Below are 19881 nucleotides of genomic sequence, written 5' to 3'. Positions count from 1 at the left end.
GGTAACATGCCCGGAGATCGTAAAAATCCCGTTCACTTGTTACAATTGATTACAAATTTCATTTGTCACACAACGGCTTGAGGCTTTTCGGGCTCTCCGCTAGTCTCCGGCTCTACGACGACACTGCAACGCGCGGCGGTTCCCTCCGATGAAACGGCTCGATGACGCCCGCATTCTCATGTACAGCCATGACACGTTTGGACTCGGCCATTTGCGCCGCAGTCGGGCTATTGCTCATGCGCTCGTGGATCGCTTCAAGGGTCTGAATATCCTTATTCTTTCCGGCTCACAGATCGCCGGTGCCTTTGACTTCAAAGCGCGGGTGGATTTTGTGAAAGTTCCCAGTGTCATCAAGCTGTACTCCGGTGAGTACACCTCGGTTTCTGACCACATCGACATTGCCGACACTCTCGCCATGCGGGAAAGCCTGATCCGTAAGACGGCCAAGCTCTTCGATCCTGACATCTTTATCGTCGATAAGGAGCCGATGGGATTGAAGGGTGAAATCGAAAGCACATTGGAAATGTTGCGCGAGCGCGGCTGCAAAACTGTGCTTGGCTTACGTGACGTAATGGACGCGCCACATTTGCTGGAAGAGGAATGGCGCAAGAAAGAGGTGATGGACAAGATCGCCGCGCTCTATGACGATATCTGGATTTACGGCCCTGCAGATTTTTACAATCCGCTGACGGGCCTTGATGTGCCGCAAAGTGTGACCGATCGTCTGACCTATACCGGCTTTCTGGAGCGCGATATGCCTGCGACCGAAAAAGCCCTGCCGTTGCATATTGCGCCGGGAACGATCCTCGTCACGGCCGGTGGTGGTGGGGACGGCGCAGATATTATGGCAATGGTGTTGGCCGCCTGCGAACACGACCCCAGCCTGACCACACCGATGTTGCTGGTCTGCGGCCCCTTCATGGCGGCAGAACAGCGCGACGAAATTCACGCACGAGCAGCAAAGCTTTCCCAAGTCGAAGTGCTGGATTTCGACAACACGATGGAAGCTATTTTAGAGCGCGTGTCAGCGGTGGTGGGCATGTGCGGCTACAACACGTTTTGTGAAATTCTGTCGTTCGATAAGCCGACGCTTTTCGTGCCGCGCACTCACCCGCGTCAAGAACAACTGATCCGTGCCAACCGTTCTGCCGAGCTTGGCCTGACACAGGTTATCGATGCCGATACGGCGCAAGACGTTAACCAGATGGTTCGGGCACTGCATGCTTTGCCGCAAGCGGCTGCGCCGTCTCAAGCTGCTGGTGAAATTGACCTCGGCGGTCTCGATGCCGTCTGTGACCGTGTGGAATTGTTGTTGTCTGGCGCTGGCGCATGAACGGTACGTTGGTCATTTTCTTGAAGGGTTATCCGCGTCTTTCGGAAACCTTCATAGCGCAGGAAATTCTCAATCTGCAAAAGGCGGGACTGAAGTTGCAGTTGGTGTCTCTGCGACACCCGACAGACACCAAGCGTCACCCCGTTCATCACGAAATCACAGCGCCGGTGCTTTATCTGCCCGAATATGTGCACGATGAATGGAAGCGGTGTTTGGCCGGTTGGTTGAAGGCGAGGCGATTGCCCGGTTACCGGCAGGCCCGCAACATTTGGCTGAAAGACCTCCGCCGTGACTTTACCCGTAACCGCGTGCGCCGTTTCGTGCAGGCCATGGTTGCCGCTGTTGAAATTACAGAAGATGCCGGTTGGTTCTACGGCCATTTCATCCACACGCCCGGTTCGGTGACACGTTACGCCTCAACCATGCGGGGCCTGTCGTTCTCTATTTCGGCTCATGCGAAAGACATCTGGACGTCGCCTGACTGGGAGCTTTCTGAAAAACTTGATGATGCCCGCTGGACAGTCACCTGCACCGGAGGTGGCGCGTCTCACCTTCGTGGCTTGGCTGCTGGCGAAAATGTTCATCTCGTCTATCACGGCCTCGATCTGTCGCGCTTTGCGCCAAACGACCAGCCGTCTTCCACCCGTGATGGTTCGGATGCTTCGGACCCCGTGCGCTTGTTGAGCGTTGGTCGTGCGGTGGAAAAGAAGGGGCTCGACACGCTGCTTGATGCGTTGGCGCAATTGCCTGCCAAGCTGCATTGGCGGTGGACTCACATTGCTGGTGGCCCGCTATTGGCGGAGTTAAAAGCGCAGGCGGAACGACTTGGCATTGCCCACAAGTGCCACTTTGCAGGCGCACAGGCGCAGGCCGACGTGCTGGCCGCCTACCGCGATAGCGATATGTTTATTTTGCCATGCCGGATCGCTGCTGATGGCGATCGTGACGGTTTGCCCAACGTCATCGTTGAAGCGCAGAGCCAGCGGATGCCGGTTATCTCCACGCCGATTTCTGGCATTCCTGAACTCATCGTGGACGGAACGAACGGTGCTCTTGTGCCGCCGAATAATGTTGGCGCTTTGGCGCAAGCCATCGAGCGCCTTGCTCGCGATCCGTCACTGCGCGCTTTGATGGGGGAGGCGGGTGAGACGAGAGTTCGCAGTGAATTCGACGCTGCCCGTGAGATAGACCAGCTGCTCGAATTGTTCGGCGCTGATAGCCGCCCCGCCGCTGATGGCTAACCGTCCGCACCTGCTGTTCTATTTCCTTCACCTGCTTGGCGTCGGCCACGTTTTTCGCGCACAACGGTTAGTGAAAGCGTTTCTGAACGCGGGCTTCGATGTGGATATCATCTACGGTGGCAAGCCGGTTCCGGGCTTCGATCCCGGTGACGCGCGCGTTCACTATTTGCCACCGATTTCTGCAGCTGATGCGAGTTATAGCCAATGGCTGGATGGCAATGGTGATGCGCTTGGTGATGACTGGATGGAGAAACGCTGTGCGGTTTTGCTTGATGCAATTGCATCGTTGCAGCCGGACGCCGTCCTAACCGAAGCATTCCCCTTTGGCCGTCGTGTGGTGCGTCACGAAGTGACCGCGATGCTGGATGCGCTTGCCGCCAAATCGAGACCGCCATTGGTCACTTCGTCGGTGCGCGATATTCTACAGCCACGCACAAAACCGGGTCGCGATCAGGAAACGGTTGATGTTCTCCACGCCCGCTATGACCAAGTTCTTGTCCACAGCGACCCCGCCTTAGTGACGTTGGAAGAGACGTTTCCCCTGACCTGTGAGATTGAACCGATGCTTGGCTATACAGGCTTCGTCGTGCCGGCGAACTTGCTGGAAATCGAACCTTCGGGCGCAGCAGTGGATATAGTCGCTACGGCTGGTGGCGGTGCTTTCGGAGGAGAGATGCTGGACGTCGTCGTGCAACTTGCAGCTCTGCGACCGGAGCTGAATTTCCTTATCGCAACCGGATCTGAAGCGAAAGAAGGCGCGATAGCGAAGCTTATCGAACTGGCAGGACCAAACGTGCGGATCGTTAAGCGTATCAATGGTTTGGCTGGTCAGATGGCCGCGGCGCGCCTCTCGATTTCGCAATGCGGTTACAACACCGCGATGGATGTTCTGGCATCACGCAGCCGCGCAGTGTTCGTGCCTCACGATACAACGGGTCAGAAAGAACAAGCTCTTCGGGCGGCAGTGTTGGAGCGCGCGGGCGTTGCTGTGTCCCTGCCCCAATCGCGATTGACGCTGAAAGCATTGAGCGATGCTGTCATCCAAGCCCTGGTCTTGCCGAAGCCTGCCCTCGACGTCGACTTTGATGGCGCAGCCAATTCCGCAAAGTTGGTGAAGCTTTGGTTGGCTGCACGGGCATGACGCGGCTGGCGTTTCACGCGGCCATCAAACCGCCGGACCATCCCATCGCGTCCGGTGATCGTTTGATTGCGGCAAACCTGATGAAAGCGCTTGGGCTTGCTGGTTATGATGTGGAGCTCGCCTCCCGCTTCATCGCTTATTCCAAGCGTCCTGAAGCAGACATTCTGGCCGCGAGAAAAGCCGATGCTTTGCAGGAAGCGGATCGTATTATCGCCGATTGGCAGAAACGGCCCTCAATCAAACACCCTTCTGCATGGATCACCTACCACCCCTACTGCAAAGCGCCGGATTGGCTCGGCCCGCGTGTGGCGGAAGCTTTCGATATTCCGCTCATTACGGTTGAAGCTGCACGAACAGGGCAGGGGTTTGAAAATGGTGGCGACCTTTGGGCGAACTGGCGGACGGAAGCCCAGATTGGCCTTCGAGCGGCAGATATGCATCTCGCTTTCAAGCGCGATGATGCTGACTATCTGCTGTCGCTGGGCATTCCCGACGAACGCATCACCATGATCGCTCCTTTTATCGAGGTTCCGGTGAACCTGCCGTCCCGCGCTTCATCCGACCCGCCTGTTCTGCTGGCGGTCGGGCAAATGCGGCCCGGTAAGAAATTGCGTAATTACGAGATTTTGGCGCAGGCTTTGACGATGTTGCCCGACATGCCTTGGCGTTGTTTGCTGGTGGGTGACGGACCGGAACGGGACAATATTGCGGGGCTTTTTGAACCTTTTGGCAATCGCGTCACACTCACCGGTGCTATTCCTCATGATGAGGTGTTGCAGCATATGGCCAGCGCCTCGCTGTTCGTTTGGCCGGGTTGGAAAGAACCCATCGGCATGGTCTATCTCGAAGCGCAAATGCTGGGCCTGCCTGTCGTGGCGTTTGACGAAATGGGGCCGCCTCTTGTTGTGGCCAATGGCGAAACGGGCGTGCTGACCAAAGCTGATGATGTTGCCGGTTTTGCTAAAGTCATTAGCGATTTGCTGCGTGATGATTATGGCCGCAAACGCCTTTCAGCGAATGGTCCCGCCCATGTGAAAAAGCAACATTCTCTCACATCTGCTGCAATCGCCCTCAAAACGACCCTTTCCGCTGCTGGACTTGCGCCTTAAAGAAAGGCATCGCTCCAAAACACGATATGCACATGCGCTCCATCATAGCTTTTTTCCTGACCGCTTGGCTGGCTTTGCCCGCCCACGCCTTGCCGCATATTTCTGTAGATCTGGATTCTGGTCGCGTGCTGTCTGCGCAGCAGGCTTTCGACCTGTGGCATCCGGCTTCTTTAACGAAATTGATGACAGCGCTGGTCGCTTTCCGCGCCATCGAGTCCGGTCGGTTGACGGCGGACCATCCGGTTATTGTGAGCGATAATGCGCGTAAGGCGCCGCCATCGAAAATGGGTTATTCGCGCGGCACTACGATGCGGCTGGAAGATGCGTTAAAGCTGCTGCTCATCAAATCTGCCAACGATATTTCGATTGCATTGGCTGAATCAGTTTCCGGTTCGGTGCCGGCCTTTTCGCAGGCCATGAATGCAGAAGCTGCGCGTCTCGGCATGACGGGGTCCAACTTCGTCAATCCCCATGGATTGCATGACCGTCGGCAGGTCACCACTGCGCGGGATATGGCTATCCTGCTGCGGGTTCTGCACAAGCAATATCCGCAATATAAAGCGATGCTGTCGACGCCTTCGCTGCTGGCGCCCAGCCGCACAAAAAACGGCAAGACGATCCAGCGCGTTTATTACTCCTACAATTTACTGCTGGAGCGGTTTCGCGGGGCGGATGGATTCAAGACCGGATTTGTGTGCGCGTCCGGTTACAACTTCGCCGGTGCTGCCACGCGCTCAGGCCGTCGTATTGCAGCGATTGTTCTCGGCAGAGACGGGCAGACATCGCGGGCGGTGGACGCAGCGAAATTAATCGAAGAAGGCTTCCGGCTTCCCACCACGACTGGCACACCAATTACAGAATTGAAGCCCAACGGCGCGGTTCCCTCAGGTCCACGCAATATGCGCAGCGTGATGTGCACCGAGGCCGCACGTGCTGCCCGCTATGAACCGGGCGCAGGGCAGGCGGTGATCGATTCTCCGTGGCTGCAGGAGCGCAAGGTGATGGGCTCTCCTCTGGTGGTGAAATTGCTCGGTCGACAGGCTGCGGCGCTGGCGTCCGCCCGTGTGACGCTGCCAAGCTTCCGTCCTGATTTTACGTCGGTTGCTGTCGCTGAGATCCGTACCGCTCCGGTTAACGTTGCGCCGGTTGATGCAGCGCCCGTGACCCCTGTGGAAGTGCCAGAGCCAACTGCTGCACCGATTGCCAACATTATCGAAGCATCGAACCGTCCGGTGGCTCTCCCGACATTCCGGCCAGCATCGTGAACGCCATTCCGGTATCTGTATTGACGGGGTTTTTGGGTTCCGGAAAAACGACATTGCTGAACCGGCTTATCAAGTCGGGTGGTCTGTCGGACACCGCGTTCATCATCAACGAATTTGGCGATGTTGGGATTGACCATCTGCTCGTGGAACAGTCGGACGAAGGTATCGTCGAATTGTCCGATGGTTGCCTGTGTTGCACCATTCGGTCCGACCTCGTGGACACGCTGACACGTTTGCTTAACCGCGACGGTGGTGCGCCCGCCCGTATCGTTATTGAGACGACCGGCCTCGCTGACCCTGCGCCCGTGCTGCACGCGCTTATGGCGCACCCCGTACTGTCAGATCGACTTAGGCTCGACGGTGTTATCACCACCGTTGATGCTGTGAATGGTTCAGCCACGTTGGACGCACATGAAGAAGCGGTGAAACAGGTTGCTATGGCTGATCGGCTGGTGGTGACAAAGACGGACCTCACGAAAGCGGAAGACGTTACAGGCCGTCTGCGCGCGCTTAATCCGTCTGCTCGCATAGTTATGCCAGACGCCGGTTTTGCTGAACTCTTCGATTGTGGTCTCTACAACCCGGCCACGAAGACTGCGGATGTTTCGCGCTGGTTGGGAGAAGAAGCGGCGAAGGACGGCCATCATCATCACCACCATGATGTGAACCGCCACGACGCCCGCATTCGTGCTTTTACGCTGGCAACTGACGATGCTGTGGACTCTGTTACGCTGGCCGGTTTTCTTGATTTGCTACAAGCTGCCCACGGCCCGAACCTGTTGCGGGTGAAGGGTATCGTTCGGTTGAAGGAAGACCCTGATCGACCCGTGGTGATCCACGGAGTGCAACAGGTGTTTCACCCGCCCGCGCAATTGCCTGCGTGGCCCGATGATGACCACCGCACACGGTTGGTGATGATCACCCGCGATCTCGAACCAGACTTCGTACAGCGTCTGTTTGATGCGTTCACTGGGAAACCGCAGATCGATATGCCGGACCGGGCTGCAATGATGGACAATCCGCTCGCGGTGCCTGGCGTCAAACTCTAGCTTTTACAGCTTGCCTTCGACGCGGCGGATTGTGAAACGGTTTACGTCGTCGCCCTCGCTCGTCTGGGTTACCAATTCTTGTTTCTGCTCGTTGCAGAACGCTGGAATATCTAGACCTGCTAGCGGATCGTCAGTCAGAACCTGAAGCTCGTCGCCCGCTGCAAGTTTCCGTAAGCGTTGGCGCGTTTTCAGCACCGGCATGGGGCAGCGCAGGCCGCGCAAATCTAAAATGGTTTCGTCGCTCATGGTGAAATCCGGCTGGCTTTTGCTGCTGTTGGGCATAGATTGTTCCCATGCCCTGCCGCAAGAGACCGGACGACACATGAGCCAAGATCCATCCGCCGCTGACATCATCGCTTTTTGGAAAGAGGCTGGCCCGAAGAAGTGGTGGAGCAAGGACGAGGGGCTGGACGCGGAAATTCGCGAACGCTTCTTCGGCCGTCATTCCCACGCTGCTAACGGTGCCTTGGATCACTGGCAGGACACGGCAGAGGGTGCGCTGGCGTTGGTGCTGTTGCTGGACCAGTTTTCCCGCAACCTGTTTCGCGAAACGGCACATGGTTGGGCGTTTGATCGGCAAGGTTTAGCGGTGGCGAAAAGGGCCATTGCCGACGGTTTGGATATGGAGATGGACCCTGACTTACGCAACTTCATCTACCTGCCTTTCATGCATAGCGAAGTGTTGGCAGACCAACGCGCCTGCCTTCGTCACATGGAGCGCGGTGGTGAAGAGGGGAACATCAAAGCGGCGCTAGAGCATCTCGATATCATCGAGAGATTTGGTCGCTTTCCCCATCGCAACGTGCGTCTTGGGCGCAAAACTAGCCTTGAGGAACAGGCGTTTCTTGATGGTGGTGGTTTCAAAGGCTGATGTCTTGGTAAGCTGTTAACCCCGTTACCAGTTGGCCCTGCTGTCACCACGGTAGGGCCTCAAAACGCCTAAAATCTTAAACGAATTGCGCGAGGCTTGTCTGGTCTTAGTGCGTGCTTTTGCGCGTGGTTTTCAATTCGGAAATTTCTTCGTGTCCACATTTGTGCCTTCACATTTTGTCGATCTTGTCGTTCCTGGTGCGGTGAAAAACCGTCTTGGCGAGCGTTACGAAAAAGCTTTGCGTAAGGGCGATGCGATCTGGCGCGGTGACGACGAGGAAGCCGTTTCAGCCCGCAATGCGATGTTCGCATTTTCCATCCGTATCGCGTCGGCCTTCATTGCTTATTTAAGCCAGGTGTTAATGGCCCGCTGGCTGGGTGCCTATGAATTCGGCGTTTTTGTTTGGGTGTGGACCGCAGCCTTGTTGATTGGCTCGCTGGCCTGCATCGGACTGTCTACGGCTATCCTGCGCTTCATTCCGGAATATCGAACGGCGGGCGATGGGTCCGCACTGCGCGGCGTCATATTCGGCTCGCGGGTCTATTCTTTTGGCATAGCAACTCTGATTGCGCTTCTTGGGATGGGCGCGATATCACTGTTCGGCGATAGCATGTATCAGGCTCATGTGATGCCGCTGTTTCTCGCGCTCATCTGCGTGCCAATGATCGCTTTGGGCGACATACATGATGGTATCGCGCGGGCAAATGACTGGATGAAGCTGGCGCTTTCGCCGACATTCCTGGCAAGGCCGGTGGTTATTCTGATGATTATGGCGGCTGCACTGGCGGCTGGTTTCCCGCATACGGCGAGCACTGCCATGGGCGCGACCATCGTTGCCGTCTGGTTGGTCGGTTTCATTCAGATGCTGGTTCTTAGCCGTAAACTGTCGAAAGTGGTCGAGCCTGGTTCGCGCAAGATGCAGACCGGCTTCTGGATCAAGATCGCGCTACCGATTTTCCTAGTCGACGGGTTTTTTAACCTGTTGTTCAATGTCGATATTCTGATGGCGGGAATGCTGCTGTCGCCCGACGAAGTGGGCGTCTATTTCGCCTGCGTGAAGGTGTTGGCGCTTATTCATTTTGTCTATTTTGCCGTTCGGGTAGCCTCCGCCCACCGCTTTTCGCAATATCATACGGAAGGCGACAAGCTTCGGCTGGATGCATTCGTGCATGATACAGTGCGGTGGACCTTCTGGCCGTCGCTGGTGATGGCGTTGTTCCTGATTGTTATCGGTAAGCCGGTCTTGATGTTGTTCGGTCCGGCCTTTGCGGACGGCTATCACCTGTTGTTCATTCTGGCGATTGGCATTGTTGCCCGTGCAAGTGTTGGCCCCGGCGAGGCCTTGCTCAGCATGTCTGGTCACCAGAACGTTTGCGCGATGCTGTACGGCGTCACGCTCGTTGTTGCAGTCGTTTTGAACCTTGCTTTCATCCCGCTCTATGGCCTCACGGGTGCTGCAATCGCTACTGCATCAGCGATGATATTCGAGGCCCTGGCTTTATATTCGGTCGTGATGCGGCGGTTGGGTCTCCACCTTTTTGTCTTTTTTCATCCGGCAAAACCTGCACCGGAGGCACGCTGAACAATGAGTGTTTTTGAAACCGTGATGAAAGAAGCCAGCCGTAAACGTGACGGTTTGGGTGGCGTTTTGGACCGGCGTAGCGAAGTGCGTATGCCGTGGTTGCGGGCTTCACAAACCGGGTTGACCAGCCATCTGTGGGAGCTGGAATTGGTGCCTGCAAAGTCGCTCGACCGCATCATGGGTCCACTTGAAAAATTGGCTTTGCGGTCGATTGATCACAATATTTTCTTTGCCCCTAAAGTGCTGGAAGCGGCTTGGCCCCGCCTCGTCAATCTGTTGGCGCCTAAAGGGTGCTGGATGGCAGCGGTTTGGGAGACGACCGGTGAAGGCCGCGAGATGCGGTTGTTCGTTCCATTACAGATCGTGACACAAGGCGTGCCTCGCCAGCGCATGTTGAAAGTGCTGTCGAACCCTTTCATGCCGCTTGGCACGCCGCTGATGGACCCCGATTGCGCTGGCGAAGCGTGCGAAATGCTGTTGCGTCTGCTGGGTGATCCGCAGCTCGGCCTGCCGCCGGTTATAAACTTCAGTCATCAGGACGAGGGTGGCGACAGCTTTGCCCTGCTGCGTGACGCAAGTCGTTCGCTCAGCCTCGCTTCAAGTGAAGTCGACAGTTATGCGCGAGCTGCACTGCTGGCGCGCCAACCGTTTGATGAAGACGCTACTGCTGATGATATGATCCGCGCCGTTTGCGGGAGAAAACGCACGCGGGAAAGCGCGCGCAAGCGTCGTCGTTTTGAAGATGATGGCCATGAATTGAAGTTCAAATGCGCACGCGATCTGGAAGACGTACTGGATGCATTCGAAGCTTTCATGACCATGGAACTGCGGAGCTGGAAAGGGCGCAAGGGTACGGCGCTTTACAATCATAAAAAAATCTCTGCCTTTTCCCGCGAGATTATTGCCAAGCTCGCGCAAACAGGCTCATGCGAAATTTTTACGTTGGAGGTCGATGGTAAGCCCGCGGCCGCTCTTATCGTGTTGGGCCATGGTGGTTATTACGTGCCGTGGAAAATCGCTTTTGATGAAGGTCAACATGCTATCTCTCCGGGCGAACAGGTGATGATGTACGCCACTGGCGAGTGGCTCACCCGCGCGGATTTCATCGCGGCTGACTCTCTCGCGGTTCCTGGCCACGGCATGGCCGAGCAATTGTGGAGCGACCGTATTGGCATCACCGATTGGTTGGTTGCCCTGACGCCGGAAGCAGCCACAAATTTGCAGAACACCCGCAAGGCGCTCACACGTTTGTCGGACATCAAAGACAAGCTCCGCCCGTTTGCGCAAAAGCTGGGTTTGCGCTGACGGCAAGCAATTGCTGAAGCATAGTTGCCTTTGCGGTCGACTATCTAGCCACGCAAACTTGATGCTGGTGTCCGTACCTATAATCTGTGACACCCAAATAATGGGGTGTTGGCGTTAGCGACCCGTCGCAACGCAGTGCGCTATTATCAAGGGATGTCGTATTGCGTCCTTAAATGCCGAGTTCTCTGTTCCTTACAAGCGTATGCTAGCGCTTCACGGTATGGTTCTTTTAATCGCCAGTCCGCTCACTCGCTTGGTGGTGTTTCGGTTGCTGGATTATTTTTCGCTTGTTTTTTAGTCCTGTCATCCGGTTTTTCAGCTATGGCGCAGGAGCATTCGATACAGGCATGCCGTGCCTTTCAAACTGCGTTTTACGACAGCCTATCCCATCGCAAAGCTCTATCGCAGACCATCGGTAAATCCTCAGTCTCGGATCTGGTGGAAGAGCTCCGGTCATCCATAGTCGCGATGAAGGCGCTGCCATATTTCCAGCAGCTGAAAATTGAGAAGAGTGAAAGTGTTCCGGCTGCGCTAACGGTGAAGTTCATTATCGAGACCCAGAGTCTGTTGCAGCGGTATCGTGGTGGTGCGCGTCTGGATAAGAGGCAATGGCTTGCGTCTTCGGCCATGGAAGACGTGGTGGTCTCGCAACTTTGCAATACGGAAAAAGATATGGCCCGCGCCGATAGCGGGTTTCGCGTTCTGGACTACGCTTTGGCGCAGAATTATGATCGGACCATTTCCAAACCGCGCCCGACCGAAAACAAACCATCCGATCTGGGCTTCACATCCGGATCGAAGCCAGCCGCGATTTTCTTGGGCGTTTTGGCACTCGGTTTAGTGCCTGCGTTGATTTTTCTCGACAAAATGGAAAGCCGGAAGGCGCGGCGCTATAAACTATCGCTGGAAGCGGTCATGGTGCTTGAAGGGCGTGAGACAATCGCCTTTATCATTGATCTCAGCAGTAGTGGTGCGAAGTTGGAGTGTATTGCGACGGTCGAAAAAGATACCCGCATCAAGCTTCTGGTTGATGATCTCGAAATTCCTGCGCGTGTCGTATGGAGCGGCGGCGGCAACATCGGCCTACAGTTCACCACACCGTTACCCAAGCGAGCAGTGAAGGACCTGCGTGGGGCCAGCCGGACTAAGATCAGACGCCGTTGACGCGGCTAACCCTATCAAAACTGAGATGAGTTCATCGCAGATTCCAGCGCTGCAGAAGCAAGCAATGTTGTTGCTGATGTAGCAGACGGATGGTTACGCTTCTCCTGATACTTGGGCCACCATCGTGGTGGCTGGCGGGAGATGGTTTGGCATGTCGAAACGCAGTGGTGGTCGGGCGCAACGCTACATTCAACGGGCGGCAAAGCTGGCGCTCAAGACGACGGCAAAGGAAGGGTCACTTTTCCCCGCTCTCTCGTAGAAGACGCGATTGCAAAAGCGGCCAAGTCGTTCACGCTAAATGGTCGCGATGAAAGCCGCTCAATTGAAGTTGGTGGCAAGTAGGTATATTTAGGCACCGGCGGTGCGGCGGTTCAAACGCGTGACCTGGATAGTTGCCTCTACTGTCCGTCCACCCTTGCCGATCTGCATGACTTGACGCCTCTGCAGGACACGTTGGCCAATGTTAGCTGATACACGCGCTGCTATGTGGCGACCGATGTGCCGGATAATTTTGACCTCGACGTCAACACTGCATACGCGCTGCTGCGCAATACTCGAAGCCGCCGGCAACGTCGTTCACGCTGGCGGAATACGTCGATCCTGTCGTTATAATGCTCGATATAGCAGCAGGCGGGGAAGGGGAGTTTTTCAAAGCGTCCCTTCATGAAGGTGCATATAAGCCCCGTCATTTCACGCATGCGCTACGGCGAGTATGCGGGTGATGTTGTCTACGTATGCATCAAGCACAATATCCCGATGTTTTGTATTACAACGGCGCAGGCAGGTGCTACTGCCCCGGCGATCATGGCCGGATTTCTCGCCCAATCACTGGCGGAGACGCTGGCCAGTTTGGTGATGGTGCATGGCATCTCGCCGGGCTACCCGATGGTGTTTTCCAATTGGCCGTTGGTGATCGACTTGCGGACCGGCGCATTTTCCGGCGACAGCGGCGAAAGTGCACTGTTAAACGCCGCATCAGCGCAATTATCGAATTGGCTCGATCTACCTTCCAGCGTGGCGTGTTCGATGACTGATGTCAAAGCCATCGATGCACAATACGGCGTTGAGAAAGGAATTAGTTCGCTTGTCGCTGCGTCGGCTGGCGGCAACTTGATTTACGAAAGCTCAGGCATGACTGCATAGCTTTTAGGTGCAAGCTTCGAAGCCTTCTTCCTTGACGAGGAAATGCACTCAAACACTTACCGCACGTTAAGCGGAATCGAGGTGAGCAACGACAATTTGGCGTTCGACGCTATCAACGAAGCTGTTCTGGGAGTAGGCCATACGATTGCGGCCATGGAGCGCGACTATTTCTACACATCACTGGCCGATCGTTTGGAATCCAGGACGTTGGCAGAGAACGGCGCGAAGGATGCCTGGACTGTTGCGCGTGAGCGGGTGCGGGACGTGTTGGCCAACTATCATCCCGATTATCTATCTAGCGATCAGGACGCTGCGATACGCCGACGTTTCGACATTCTCTGAATTTTCAAAACTCACTGCAGAGTAGCGAAGCGACAATCTGTGAGCGTTTTTGTTGTGCGCATCGTAATGGTAGTTGTTTTAGGGTTGTAAGAAGCAGTCAAGTGGCCCCGCCACACTCCTACTGGAAGTCTAATATTCTGTAATATATGTGAAAAATATCGTCGTATTCGGTAAGGTACCCCCAATTATACCCCCAAAACGTATTTTGGGTGCCTTTCAACCGCTGACTTCTGAGCTCTCAAATTCCATTTCTATAGTTTTCATGATGCGGTCGGTCTCCGACAGGATTTTGATGATCTTCTGGTAGTGACGGATATCGTCGAAGGACAGGGTGCGACCCTTTCGGTCCTTCAGCCATTTTTGCGCTGGTTGGTAGCCGCCGATGAAGAACTCCCACGCGATTTTCGGCACGTTTTGGAAATGCTGGCCCGGCGATGATGCGGTGCCGTTGATGGCCACGAGACCTGTCCCTTTCCCCGTTTCCACGAACTGCGGCTTGGCCACGCTGCCGTCTTCACCGTCCGGTGCCTCGCCCTCGAAGGGGAAGGGCGTATCACCGATTGCGGCCTCTTCCATCAGGTGCAACCGGCGCAACTGCGTGCCCTTGGCGGAAATATCGGCGAAGGTTTCCGGTGAGGCGGGATAGAGAATGCGCGGGAAATCTATCTTGAGAAATTCCGCATAGGTTTCGCGATAGGCGGGGCAGTGCAGCACGCCGTAGATATAATCGAAGATCGCCACCTCATCCGGCACGTCCCCACCATCAGACGTCGCGGCCTTCTCGATCTCTGCGCGGATTTTCGGATCGAAGTTCACGCGCCGGGTTTGGTCGAGTTCGGGCTCGTCGGGATAGAGGTAGAGGGGGAAAACTTGGTTCGCCTCGCGGCTTTTTGTCGAAACAAAGCAGTCGTTTGCAGGATATTTCGCTGTAAACGCATGACGGAAGCCAACCGTTGATTGCTGCCTCGATACAGTAAGAGCCAGATTGTCTAAACCTAGAAAGTTCTTCACAATTTCTGTTCGTGGGTAGTCCATCGTGACTTCATCCAGAAAGCAATAGCGCGTGTCGAATGGTCGATAGTCGCAAAGGGAAACAAAATCGTTTGGTTTCTCATATTGAGCTAACCGTTCTCGGGCTTGCGACAGGTTCCAATCTCTGTTGTCTCGAACCTTATATTTTTCCCTTAGAGTAGCGTCGGTGAGATTTTTATTTGAAAGATCTTCAATTCGAGAATTTAGTTCTTTCAAAGTTTCAGCGATTGCAAAACCATCTCGGTGAGTTTGAAATCCCAGTACATTAGAAGAAAACAAATTGGGTAACGAAAAACCCTTTTGGTAAGTCTCGTTCAGTTCGTGATCAAACTGTGTGAGACTGAACCATGGTGCACGGGGGTCCAAAGTAGTGGGCTTAAGCGACTTGAGTCCGCTGCGCTTAAGACTGTCATACTTTGATTTTCTGGTACCCCAGAGATCGCTTCGAAGAACCGATTTGGCTTTTGGTCTGTTCTGACGTTTGACTGCAATTATCATTGCGACGCCCGGCATTATATCGAAGACATTCGTATCGGCCGACCCGTCCGGCGAAACCTCTTTCTTCTTTGAACTTCCGTGCAGGTCGATCACCCAAATCTTGTCGAAGGTGTTCAGCAGGTGCCAGCGCATTCCCCGGAAGGTCGGGTTGTCGAGATAGCCGTGGTTGGTGATGAAGCCCAGCACGCCTTCGCCCGTCTTCTCGATCATGTGTTCGGCAAAGCGGATGAATTTGACGTAGTCGTCATTGATCCATTTTGGGTTGCGCTCTTTCAGTTTTTCCTTGCCGCCCGGTTCCTTCTTGTAGGCGTCCATCAGGTCGGTAATCCATTCGAACCCTTTGCCCTTGTTGGAGCTTTCGCCCGAATAGGGCGGGTTGCCGATGACGCACATGATGGGGGTCTGGTTCTTCACGTCGTTGGCGGCGCGGGCCTCTTCCGACAGCCAGCGGGCCATCAGCAGGTCCGGCACCTCGCGCTCGCCCTCTTCCAGCGTGTTGGTCAGATAGACGTTCAGGCGCGGCGGTGTGGCGGTGGGTTTGTAGTCGAGATCGGACAACATCATGTCCAGTTTCATGTGGCACATTGCGTAGCTTGCCATGAGCAACTCGAACCCGTGCAGGCGCGGGATGAGGTGCTCTTCCACATAGCGGTTCCAGGTGGCCCCGCCAGTTTGTTTGATGCGCGGCGCTATCTGCTTGATGACCTCGGCAAGGAATGTGCCCGTGCCCGCTGCGGGGTCAAGAATCTGGACGCGATGAACGTCTTTTTTGACGATCTCTGGAACCCGGACATCGGCCATCTTGCCAGTCTTCTGGTTCTTGCGTTTTACGGTAATTTCATTGCCGGTATCCCAATCCACGGAAACCTTTGACGTATCGGCCAGTCCGTCTTGAAGGCCGAATTCTTCCTTCAACACATCATCGACAGCACGCACGATGAAATTCACCACAGGTTCCGGCGTGTACCACACACCACGCGCCTTCCGTTTCGCCGGATTGTACGCAGCAAGAAAGGTTTCGTAGAAATGGATGAATGGGTCGTTGCGCTGTGTGAATGAACCGAAATTCTCAAACAGCTTTTCCAGATCGGTGGCCTGGAAAATTTCGGCCAGTTCGTCAACGGTGATGGCCAGCGCCGGGTTCAGGCTTGGCCCTGCTACGAATTCGAATAGCTTTCGTAGGAACGGGTTGGATTTTGGCAGCAACGTCAACGCTTCGCTGCGTGAAAATGTGGCTTTCGTGTCGTCGTGCAGCCGCGCAGCGAACATTCCGTAGGCGATAGTTTCAGCATAGATATCGGCAAATTGTTCGATATCTAGATCGTGAATGAGCTGGCTTTTGAAGGCGCTGAATTGACCGGCCAGTTCGGTGGTCAACTCAGCATCCGCCTCCAGCGCCTTTAGCAACACGTCGCGGGTCAGCAGGGCCTTTCCGGCCATCATCTGCGCTAGGCGCTCCGCAGAGGTGATGGTCTGCATTCGCTCGGCCACAAAGTCGCGAAGCAGATTCCATAACGGTGCGAACTGATCCGGCTTCGGTTGGATACCCATAAGCATGTCAGCGATAGTGATCTCGCCCACCAGTTGCGGCTTGCCGTCTTTGTCGTGGCGGTAGAAACGCCAGTCCAGACAATTGGTGTAAATCAAATTGGGCAACGCGCGACTGTAGCGGTCGAATTGGTCCTTGTTGGTCCCCTTCATGCCGCGTGGCGAGATATCCAGTCCAATATCCTTGGCCTCGCAATGGCCGGTGGTTATCGCTGTTCCATCCTCCTGCTGGCGCAGGAAAACGAAATCCGGTCGCCCGCTTTTGCCTTGGCTTGGTTCGTTGACCGTGGACACATCAGCAGTGATAGAATCGAACAATTCCCCCAGCGCTCGTCGGTAGGAGTGTTCTGTGGCGTGGCCCTGCTCATGCAGGCGCTGAACTTCGGCGACAAATTCCGCAATCGTCATAAATCGATATCCTTAGCTGACAGTTCAAATAGTCAGCTAGGTGAGGAAATTGAAAGACCAAATGTCAGGGTCGCATCCCGCGAATAATCTCAGCCTGCCGTTCAGGAGAGACCGGCATGTAGGAACCGACCGACGTCACGACGCTGGTGTGTCCAATGTTCACGGACCAAGCCTTGAACGACTCGCGGTCCTTGCAATGTTTGTCTCCAAACATGATCAAAGTTTTTCGGAAGCTATGGGGGCCAAAAGCTGGCAATCCTGCACTGGTGAAGGCATTTTTGATGATGCTGCAGATCTTTGCTCCGCTTGCATAGCACTCGCGGGATAGGCCCAAGACGGCAAACCCGCCGCTTTCGCCTAAACCCATGGCGGGCTTTGGAAATAAAACATCGTCGTGGCCAAACAAATTGTCATGGCGCAGCTTGTTCACCCAACTTTCAAAACAGTCGTAATAGGCACGATCAAAGGGAAGAAACGTGGTCGTGATGGTTTTCGAGTTCTTGGTGTCAACGTCGCGGCCATCCTGAAAAACCGAACCGGAAACAAGATCGATATGCTTGAGCCTCAAGGTCGCGATGGCACCGTCTCGCGCGCCCGTTAGCATCAGGAAAGCGAAGATCGCCCTGTTGCGCTGATCGAAAATGGTTTCGCTCGGCATGAGGCTAAAGGCGTGCCTTGCCTGTTCCATCGTGGGATATGGAATGTCGCGCTTGGTGTGAGCTGCACGTGCGTCCTTCATGTTGTTGTTAAAATACTCGCAATCCGCATGTTTGATCCGGGAAGTGTAGCCGGGCTTGTCTGCCAGCCATTTGAAGAACGTCTTCACACAGCGGAGCGTGCTGTCGATTGTCGCCTTGCTTAATGGATTGCCGGTGCGCTGGTTCTTCGACTTTGCCAAGAACGATTTGAACCCGGTTGCTTGGTCAATGTGGAAGGCTTTGAAGTTCTTGGATTTGGTGCTTTCCTCAAAGCGGAGAATGGCGGAAAGAGCCTTTTCGACAGATGTGTTGTCTTGCCCTTTTGCCTCTCTCAACCAAATGCCGTGGCGACGTTTGATCCGTTCATTCTCGTCGTTGATTTTGCGCATCATCTACCGATCCTTTCGAAGTGATAGTTTTAGGGGGGATTGCTGGTATCGTTTAGGGGCACTCAGCGCGCCGTACGGCGACATCCAGAACCGCCTCGTATTCAATCAATTTGGCTTGGTTGACGAAGAGCTGGACTGGTCTTTCACAGTCGGCACATAGACCCGCCAACTGCCCTCTCATCGCCGTCGTTGGCACGTAGTCCGCCATGTCGCCCATAGGCTTCACAGGTTGCCTACAGGGCGCGCAGTAGAATTGGCCTTCAGCCAAGGGACGTTTGCGGGAAGCGGCTTCGTTCAGCAGAAACTCTTTCAGGACAGAGCCCACGATCAAGTAGGGTCGTTGATCCTTGATCAGATGCAATCCACGCGCTTCCCAGCTTCTCACTGTGACAATTGAAACGCTCAACAGTTCCGCTGCTTCCTCAATTGTGTAGGTCCGCATCGACTTGACTGCGCGCGCGTTGGCTCGCTTAGGCATGATGATCGTCCGCCGTTGTGAACAACGCCCGAATGTCTTCTGCGCGCCAGACGGTCGTTCGGGGGCCTAGTTTGTGGGGCTGGGGAAAACGCCCATCCTTTACGCCCTGCCACCAGGTTGATTTGGAAACTGGGATCGGGCCGCGCGGGGCTAATATGTGCGCAAGCCGAACTAAGCCCGTATTTGGAAAGCTGGGGGTATCAATTTGGGGGGCGGGGGTACCGCTGGGGGTATGCATGTTTATGTTCTCCGGACCGATAGTGGTCGAAGAACATTTGGCAGGTCCGATAGGATGGGTGGACGAATGGTGATGGGCTAAGCCGAATAGAAATTTACAGACTTATTCGGCCAAAGCTGCACTCTTAGCCTGAGTTATTCGTCCTTAGCGGCCTCTGGGAGAATAGCTGCCGCTTCTCGCAACCACTTGCGAATTGTGGCTGGGTCCATGTCTAACCCATTCAACTGCATGGCACTTCGGATTTGATTCGGAATCGGGCTTTTTACTGCCTTCGGATCGTATCCGTAGCCATCTACAGCCAAGATGATAATCAACTTAAGCAGGCTATCTCGCTCTCGTCCTTCAAGAGATTTTTCGGGCAGTGAGTGCGAAGTCGGTTCAGGACTATCGGTCTTTGCATTCAATAACGCTAAAACTTCTGAAATCATTTCATCAGGGATTTCGATCTTCTTCTCAATTGCCCAGCGGCAAAAATCGAGCGGTGCTACCGGCTCGAGGACTTGTAAGGAAAATTGCTTTCTGAAAAATTTGAGGCGAACCAGTTCTTGTCGGCGCTCAAAGAACTTTAATGCCCTAGGGTCCATCCTTTCCGCATAGGGGCTCTCGCTGAAATCTTCAGGCTCGACGCCGATCGATAGGCAAGTTGCTTGGGTCAATCCCCAACCCTCCATCTTCGCCCAATATTCGAAATCAGCTTCATGTCCAGCAACTCCAAATCCACCCGCATACCATTCCGGCGGTTGGCTCAGTTCTTTTCGTAAGTCAAAGACTTCGCACCGAGCCGCATCGGCTTTGGATGAAACCTGAAAATCAAACCCACCGCGAAACAAGTATGCATATACTTGGCTTAATTCAGGTGAGCTTAGTGCAGAAAGTGCCGTGTTTGCGGCACCTAAGACGAATTTGATGTTAGACGCGTGCGTGACAAACGCGTCATCGTAAAATGGAGATGGGCTATTTATTCGCGTTGGTTTTTCCCAATCGAGCGTTTCGCCGAAAACTCTTTCAATTATCGCGTCCTTTTGTTCTTGTTCGGTCATTCTGTTT

General features: G+C 54.7%; 17 protein-coding genes and 1 pseudogene. 12 read left to right on the top strand and 6 right to left on the bottom strand.

What is annotated here, in order from left to right; all coding sequences use genetic code 11:
• Positions 1–148: 148 nt before the first annotated feature.
• The 6 genes from R2A130_RS14635 to R2A130_RS14610 are packed head-to-tail and all read left to right on the top strand — an operon-like array spanning position 149 to position 7138.
• A complete protein-coding gene (locus tag R2A130_RS14635; protein WP_009758579.1) occupies positions 149–1333 on the top strand; it encodes a glycosyltransferase family protein in 1185 nt (394 codons plus the stop codon).
• A complete protein-coding gene (locus R2A130_RS14630; protein WP_009758578.1) occupies positions 1330–2574 on the top strand; it encodes a glycosyltransferase family 4 protein in 1245 nt (414 codons plus the stop codon). Before R2A130_RS14635 ends, R2A130_RS14630 begins: the two co-directional genes overlap by 4 nt.
• A complete protein-coding gene (locus R2A130_RS14625) occupies positions 2567–3715 on the top strand; it encodes a glycosyltransferase family protein (protein ID WP_009758577.1) in 1149 nt (382 codons plus the stop codon). Before R2A130_RS14630 ends, R2A130_RS14625 begins: the two co-directional genes overlap by 8 nt.
• Complete coding sequence (locus tag R2A130_RS14620) at positions 3712–4824, top strand: glycosyltransferase family 4 protein (RefSeq protein ID WP_009758576.1); 1113 nt, start codon at positions 3712–3714, stop codon at positions 4822–4824. The genes R2A130_RS14625 and R2A130_RS14620 overlap by 4 nt, the downstream gene beginning before the upstream one ends.
• Positions 4825–4856: 32 nt before the next feature.
• Positions 4857–6089 (top strand): D-alanyl-D-alanine carboxypeptidase family protein, encoded by a 1233-nt coding sequence (locus R2A130_RS14615; RefSeq protein ID WP_198008762.1) that lies wholly within the window; start codon positions 4857–4859, stop codon positions 6087–6089.
• A complete protein-coding gene (locus R2A130_RS14610; RefSeq protein ID WP_040306104.1) occupies positions 6083–7138 on the top strand; it encodes a GTP-binding protein in 1056 nt (351 codons plus the stop codon). Before R2A130_RS14615 ends, R2A130_RS14610 begins: the two co-directional genes overlap by 7 nt.
• A gap of 3 nt (positions 7139–7141) precedes the next feature.
• Here the strand turns inward: R2A130_RS14610 and R2A130_RS14605 are convergent, their stop codons facing one another.
• Positions 7142–7420 carry a sulfurtransferase TusA family protein gene (locus R2A130_RS14605; protein ID WP_009758573.1) on the bottom strand — a complete coding sequence of 93 codons (279 nt, stop codon included), beginning with the start codon at positions 7418–7420 and terminating at the stop codon, positions 7142–7144.
• 40 nt (positions 7421–7460) lie between these two features.
• Between R2A130_RS14605 and R2A130_RS14600 the strand changes: the two genes are divergently transcribed.
• From R2A130_RS14600 to R2A130_RS18965, 6 genes and pseudogenes are all read left to right on the top strand, one after another.
• Entirely contained in the window at positions 7461–8009 is a 549-nt protein-coding gene (locus R2A130_RS14600; RefSeq protein WP_009758572.1) for a DUF924 family protein, read from the top strand.
• A 151-nt stretch (positions 8010–8160) separates the two neighbouring features.
• Positions 8161–9591: a lipopolysaccharide biosynthesis protein gene (locus R2A130_RS14595; protein ID WP_156798546.1), complete on the top strand. Its 1431-nt coding sequence runs from the start codon at positions 8161–8163 to the stop codon at positions 9589–9591.
• Positions 9592–9594: 3 nt separating this feature from the next.
• Complete coding sequence (locus tag R2A130_RS14590; protein ID WP_009758570.1) at positions 9595–10896, top strand: GNAT family N-acetyltransferase; 1302 nt, start codon at positions 9595–9597, stop codon at positions 10894–10896.
• A gap of 108 nt (positions 10897–11004) precedes the next feature.
• Positions 11005–12060, top strand: coding sequence for a PilZ domain-containing protein (locus R2A130_RS14585; protein ID WP_156798545.1), 1056 nt, complete (start codon positions 11005–11007; stop codon positions 12058–12060).
• A gap of 141 nt (positions 12061–12201) precedes the next feature.
• Complete coding sequence (locus R2A130_RS18840; protein ID WP_009758567.1) at positions 12202–12402, top strand: trimethylamine methyltransferase family protein; 201 nt, start codon at positions 12202–12204, stop codon at positions 12400–12402.
• Between the two features lie 303 nt (positions 12403–12705).
• Positions 12706–13545 (top strand): annotated as a pseudogene (locus R2A130_RS18965) (trimethylamine methyltransferase family protein); the annotation flags it as partial.
• Between the two features lie 216 nt (positions 13546–13761).
• On the opposite strand, the gene R2A130_RS14575 reads toward R2A130_RS18965, so the two are convergent.
• The 5 genes from R2A130_RS14575 to R2A130_RS14555 form a co-directional block, all read right to left on the bottom strand.
• A complete protein-coding gene (locus R2A130_RS14575) occupies positions 13762–17031 on the bottom strand; it encodes a type ISP restriction/modification enzyme (RefSeq protein WP_009758564.1) in 3270 nt (1089 codons plus the stop codon).
• Positions 17032–17095: 64 nt separating this feature from the next.
• On the bottom strand, positions 17096–18121 hold the full coding sequence (gene xerC / locus R2A130_RS14570) for a tyrosine recombinase XerC (RefSeq protein ID WP_009758563.1): 1026 nt from the start codon (positions 18119–18121) through the stop codon (positions 17096–17098).
• A gap of 49 nt (positions 18122–18170) precedes the next feature.
• Positions 18171–18596 (bottom strand): hypothetical protein, encoded by a 426-nt coding sequence (locus R2A130_RS14565; RefSeq protein ID WP_040306100.1) that lies wholly within the window; start codon positions 18594–18596, stop codon positions 18171–18173.
• Positions 18589–18834 carry an AlpA family transcriptional regulator gene (locus R2A130_RS18160; protein ID WP_083804335.1) on the bottom strand — a complete coding sequence of 82 codons (246 nt, stop codon included), beginning with the start codon at positions 18832–18834 and terminating at the stop codon, positions 18589–18591. Before R2A130_RS18160 ends, R2A130_RS14565 begins: the two co-directional genes overlap by 8 nt.
• Positions 18835–18968: 134 nt before the next feature.
• Entirely contained in the window at positions 18969–19874 is a 906-nt protein-coding gene (locus tag R2A130_RS14555) for a hypothetical protein (protein WP_009758562.1), read from the bottom strand.
• Between the last annotated feature and the right edge of the window lie 7 nt (positions 19875–19881).

It is taken from the genome of Ahrensia sp. R2A130 (assembly GCF_000179775.1).
Lineage (GTDB): Bacteria > Pseudomonadota > Alphaproteobacteria > Rhizobiales > Rhizobiaceae > Pseudahrensia.
This window is presented reverse-complemented; position numbering and strand designations above follow the sequence as displayed.

Coding starts and splice junctions, on each gene's coding strand:
- R2A130_RS14630 (WP_009758578.1), top strand. CDS start 1,330: ATGAACGGTACGTTGGTCATTTTCTTGAAGGGTTATCCGCGTCTTTCG.
- R2A130_RS14615 (WP_198008762.1), top strand. CDS start 4,857: ATGCGCTCCATCATAGCTTTTTTCCTGACCGCTTGGCTGGCTTTGCCC.
- R2A130_RS14620 (WP_009758576.1), top strand. CDS start 3,712: ATGACGCGGCTGGCGTTTCACGCGGCCATCAAACCGCCGGACCATCCC.
- R2A130_RS14600 (WP_009758572.1), top strand. CDS start 7,461: ATGAGCCAAGATCCATCCGCCGCTGACATCATCGCTTTTTGGAAAGAG.
- R2A130_RS14635 (WP_009758579.1), top strand. CDS start 149: ATGAAACGGCTCGATGACGCCCGCATTCTCATGTACAGCCATGACACG.
- R2A130_RS14565 (WP_040306100.1), bottom strand. CDS start 18,596: ATGCCTAAGCGAGCCAACGCGCGCGCAGTCAAGTCGATGCGGACCTAC.
- R2A130_RS14590 (WP_009758570.1), top strand. CDS start 9,595: ATGAGTGTTTTTGAAACCGTGATGAAAGAAGCCAGCCGTAAACGTGAC.
- R2A130_RS14625 (WP_009758577.1), top strand. CDS start 2,567: ATGGCTAACCGTCCGCACCTGCTGTTCTATTTCCTTCACCTGCTTGGC.
- R2A130_RS18160 (WP_083804335.1), bottom strand. CDS start 18,834: ATGCATACCCCCAGCGGTACCCCCGCCCCCCAAATTGATACCCCCAGC.
- R2A130_RS14555 (WP_009758562.1), bottom strand. CDS start 19,874: ATGACCGAACAAGAACAAAAGGACGCGATAATTGAAAGAGTTTTCGGC.
- xerC (WP_009758563.1), bottom strand. CDS start 18,121: ATGATGCGCAAAATCAACGACGAGAATGAACGGATCAAACGTCGCCAC.
- R2A130_RS14575 (WP_009758564.1), bottom strand. CDS start 17,031: ATGACGATTGCGGAATTTGTCGCCGAAGTTCAGCGCCTGCATGAGCAG.
- R2A130_RS14605 (WP_009758573.1), bottom strand. CDS start 7,420: ATGCCCAACAGCAGCAAAAGCCAGCCGGATTTCACCATGAGCGACGAA.
- R2A130_RS18840 (WP_009758567.1), top strand. CDS start 12,202: ATGGTTTGGCATGTCGAAACGCAGTGGTGGTCGGGCGCAACGCTACAT.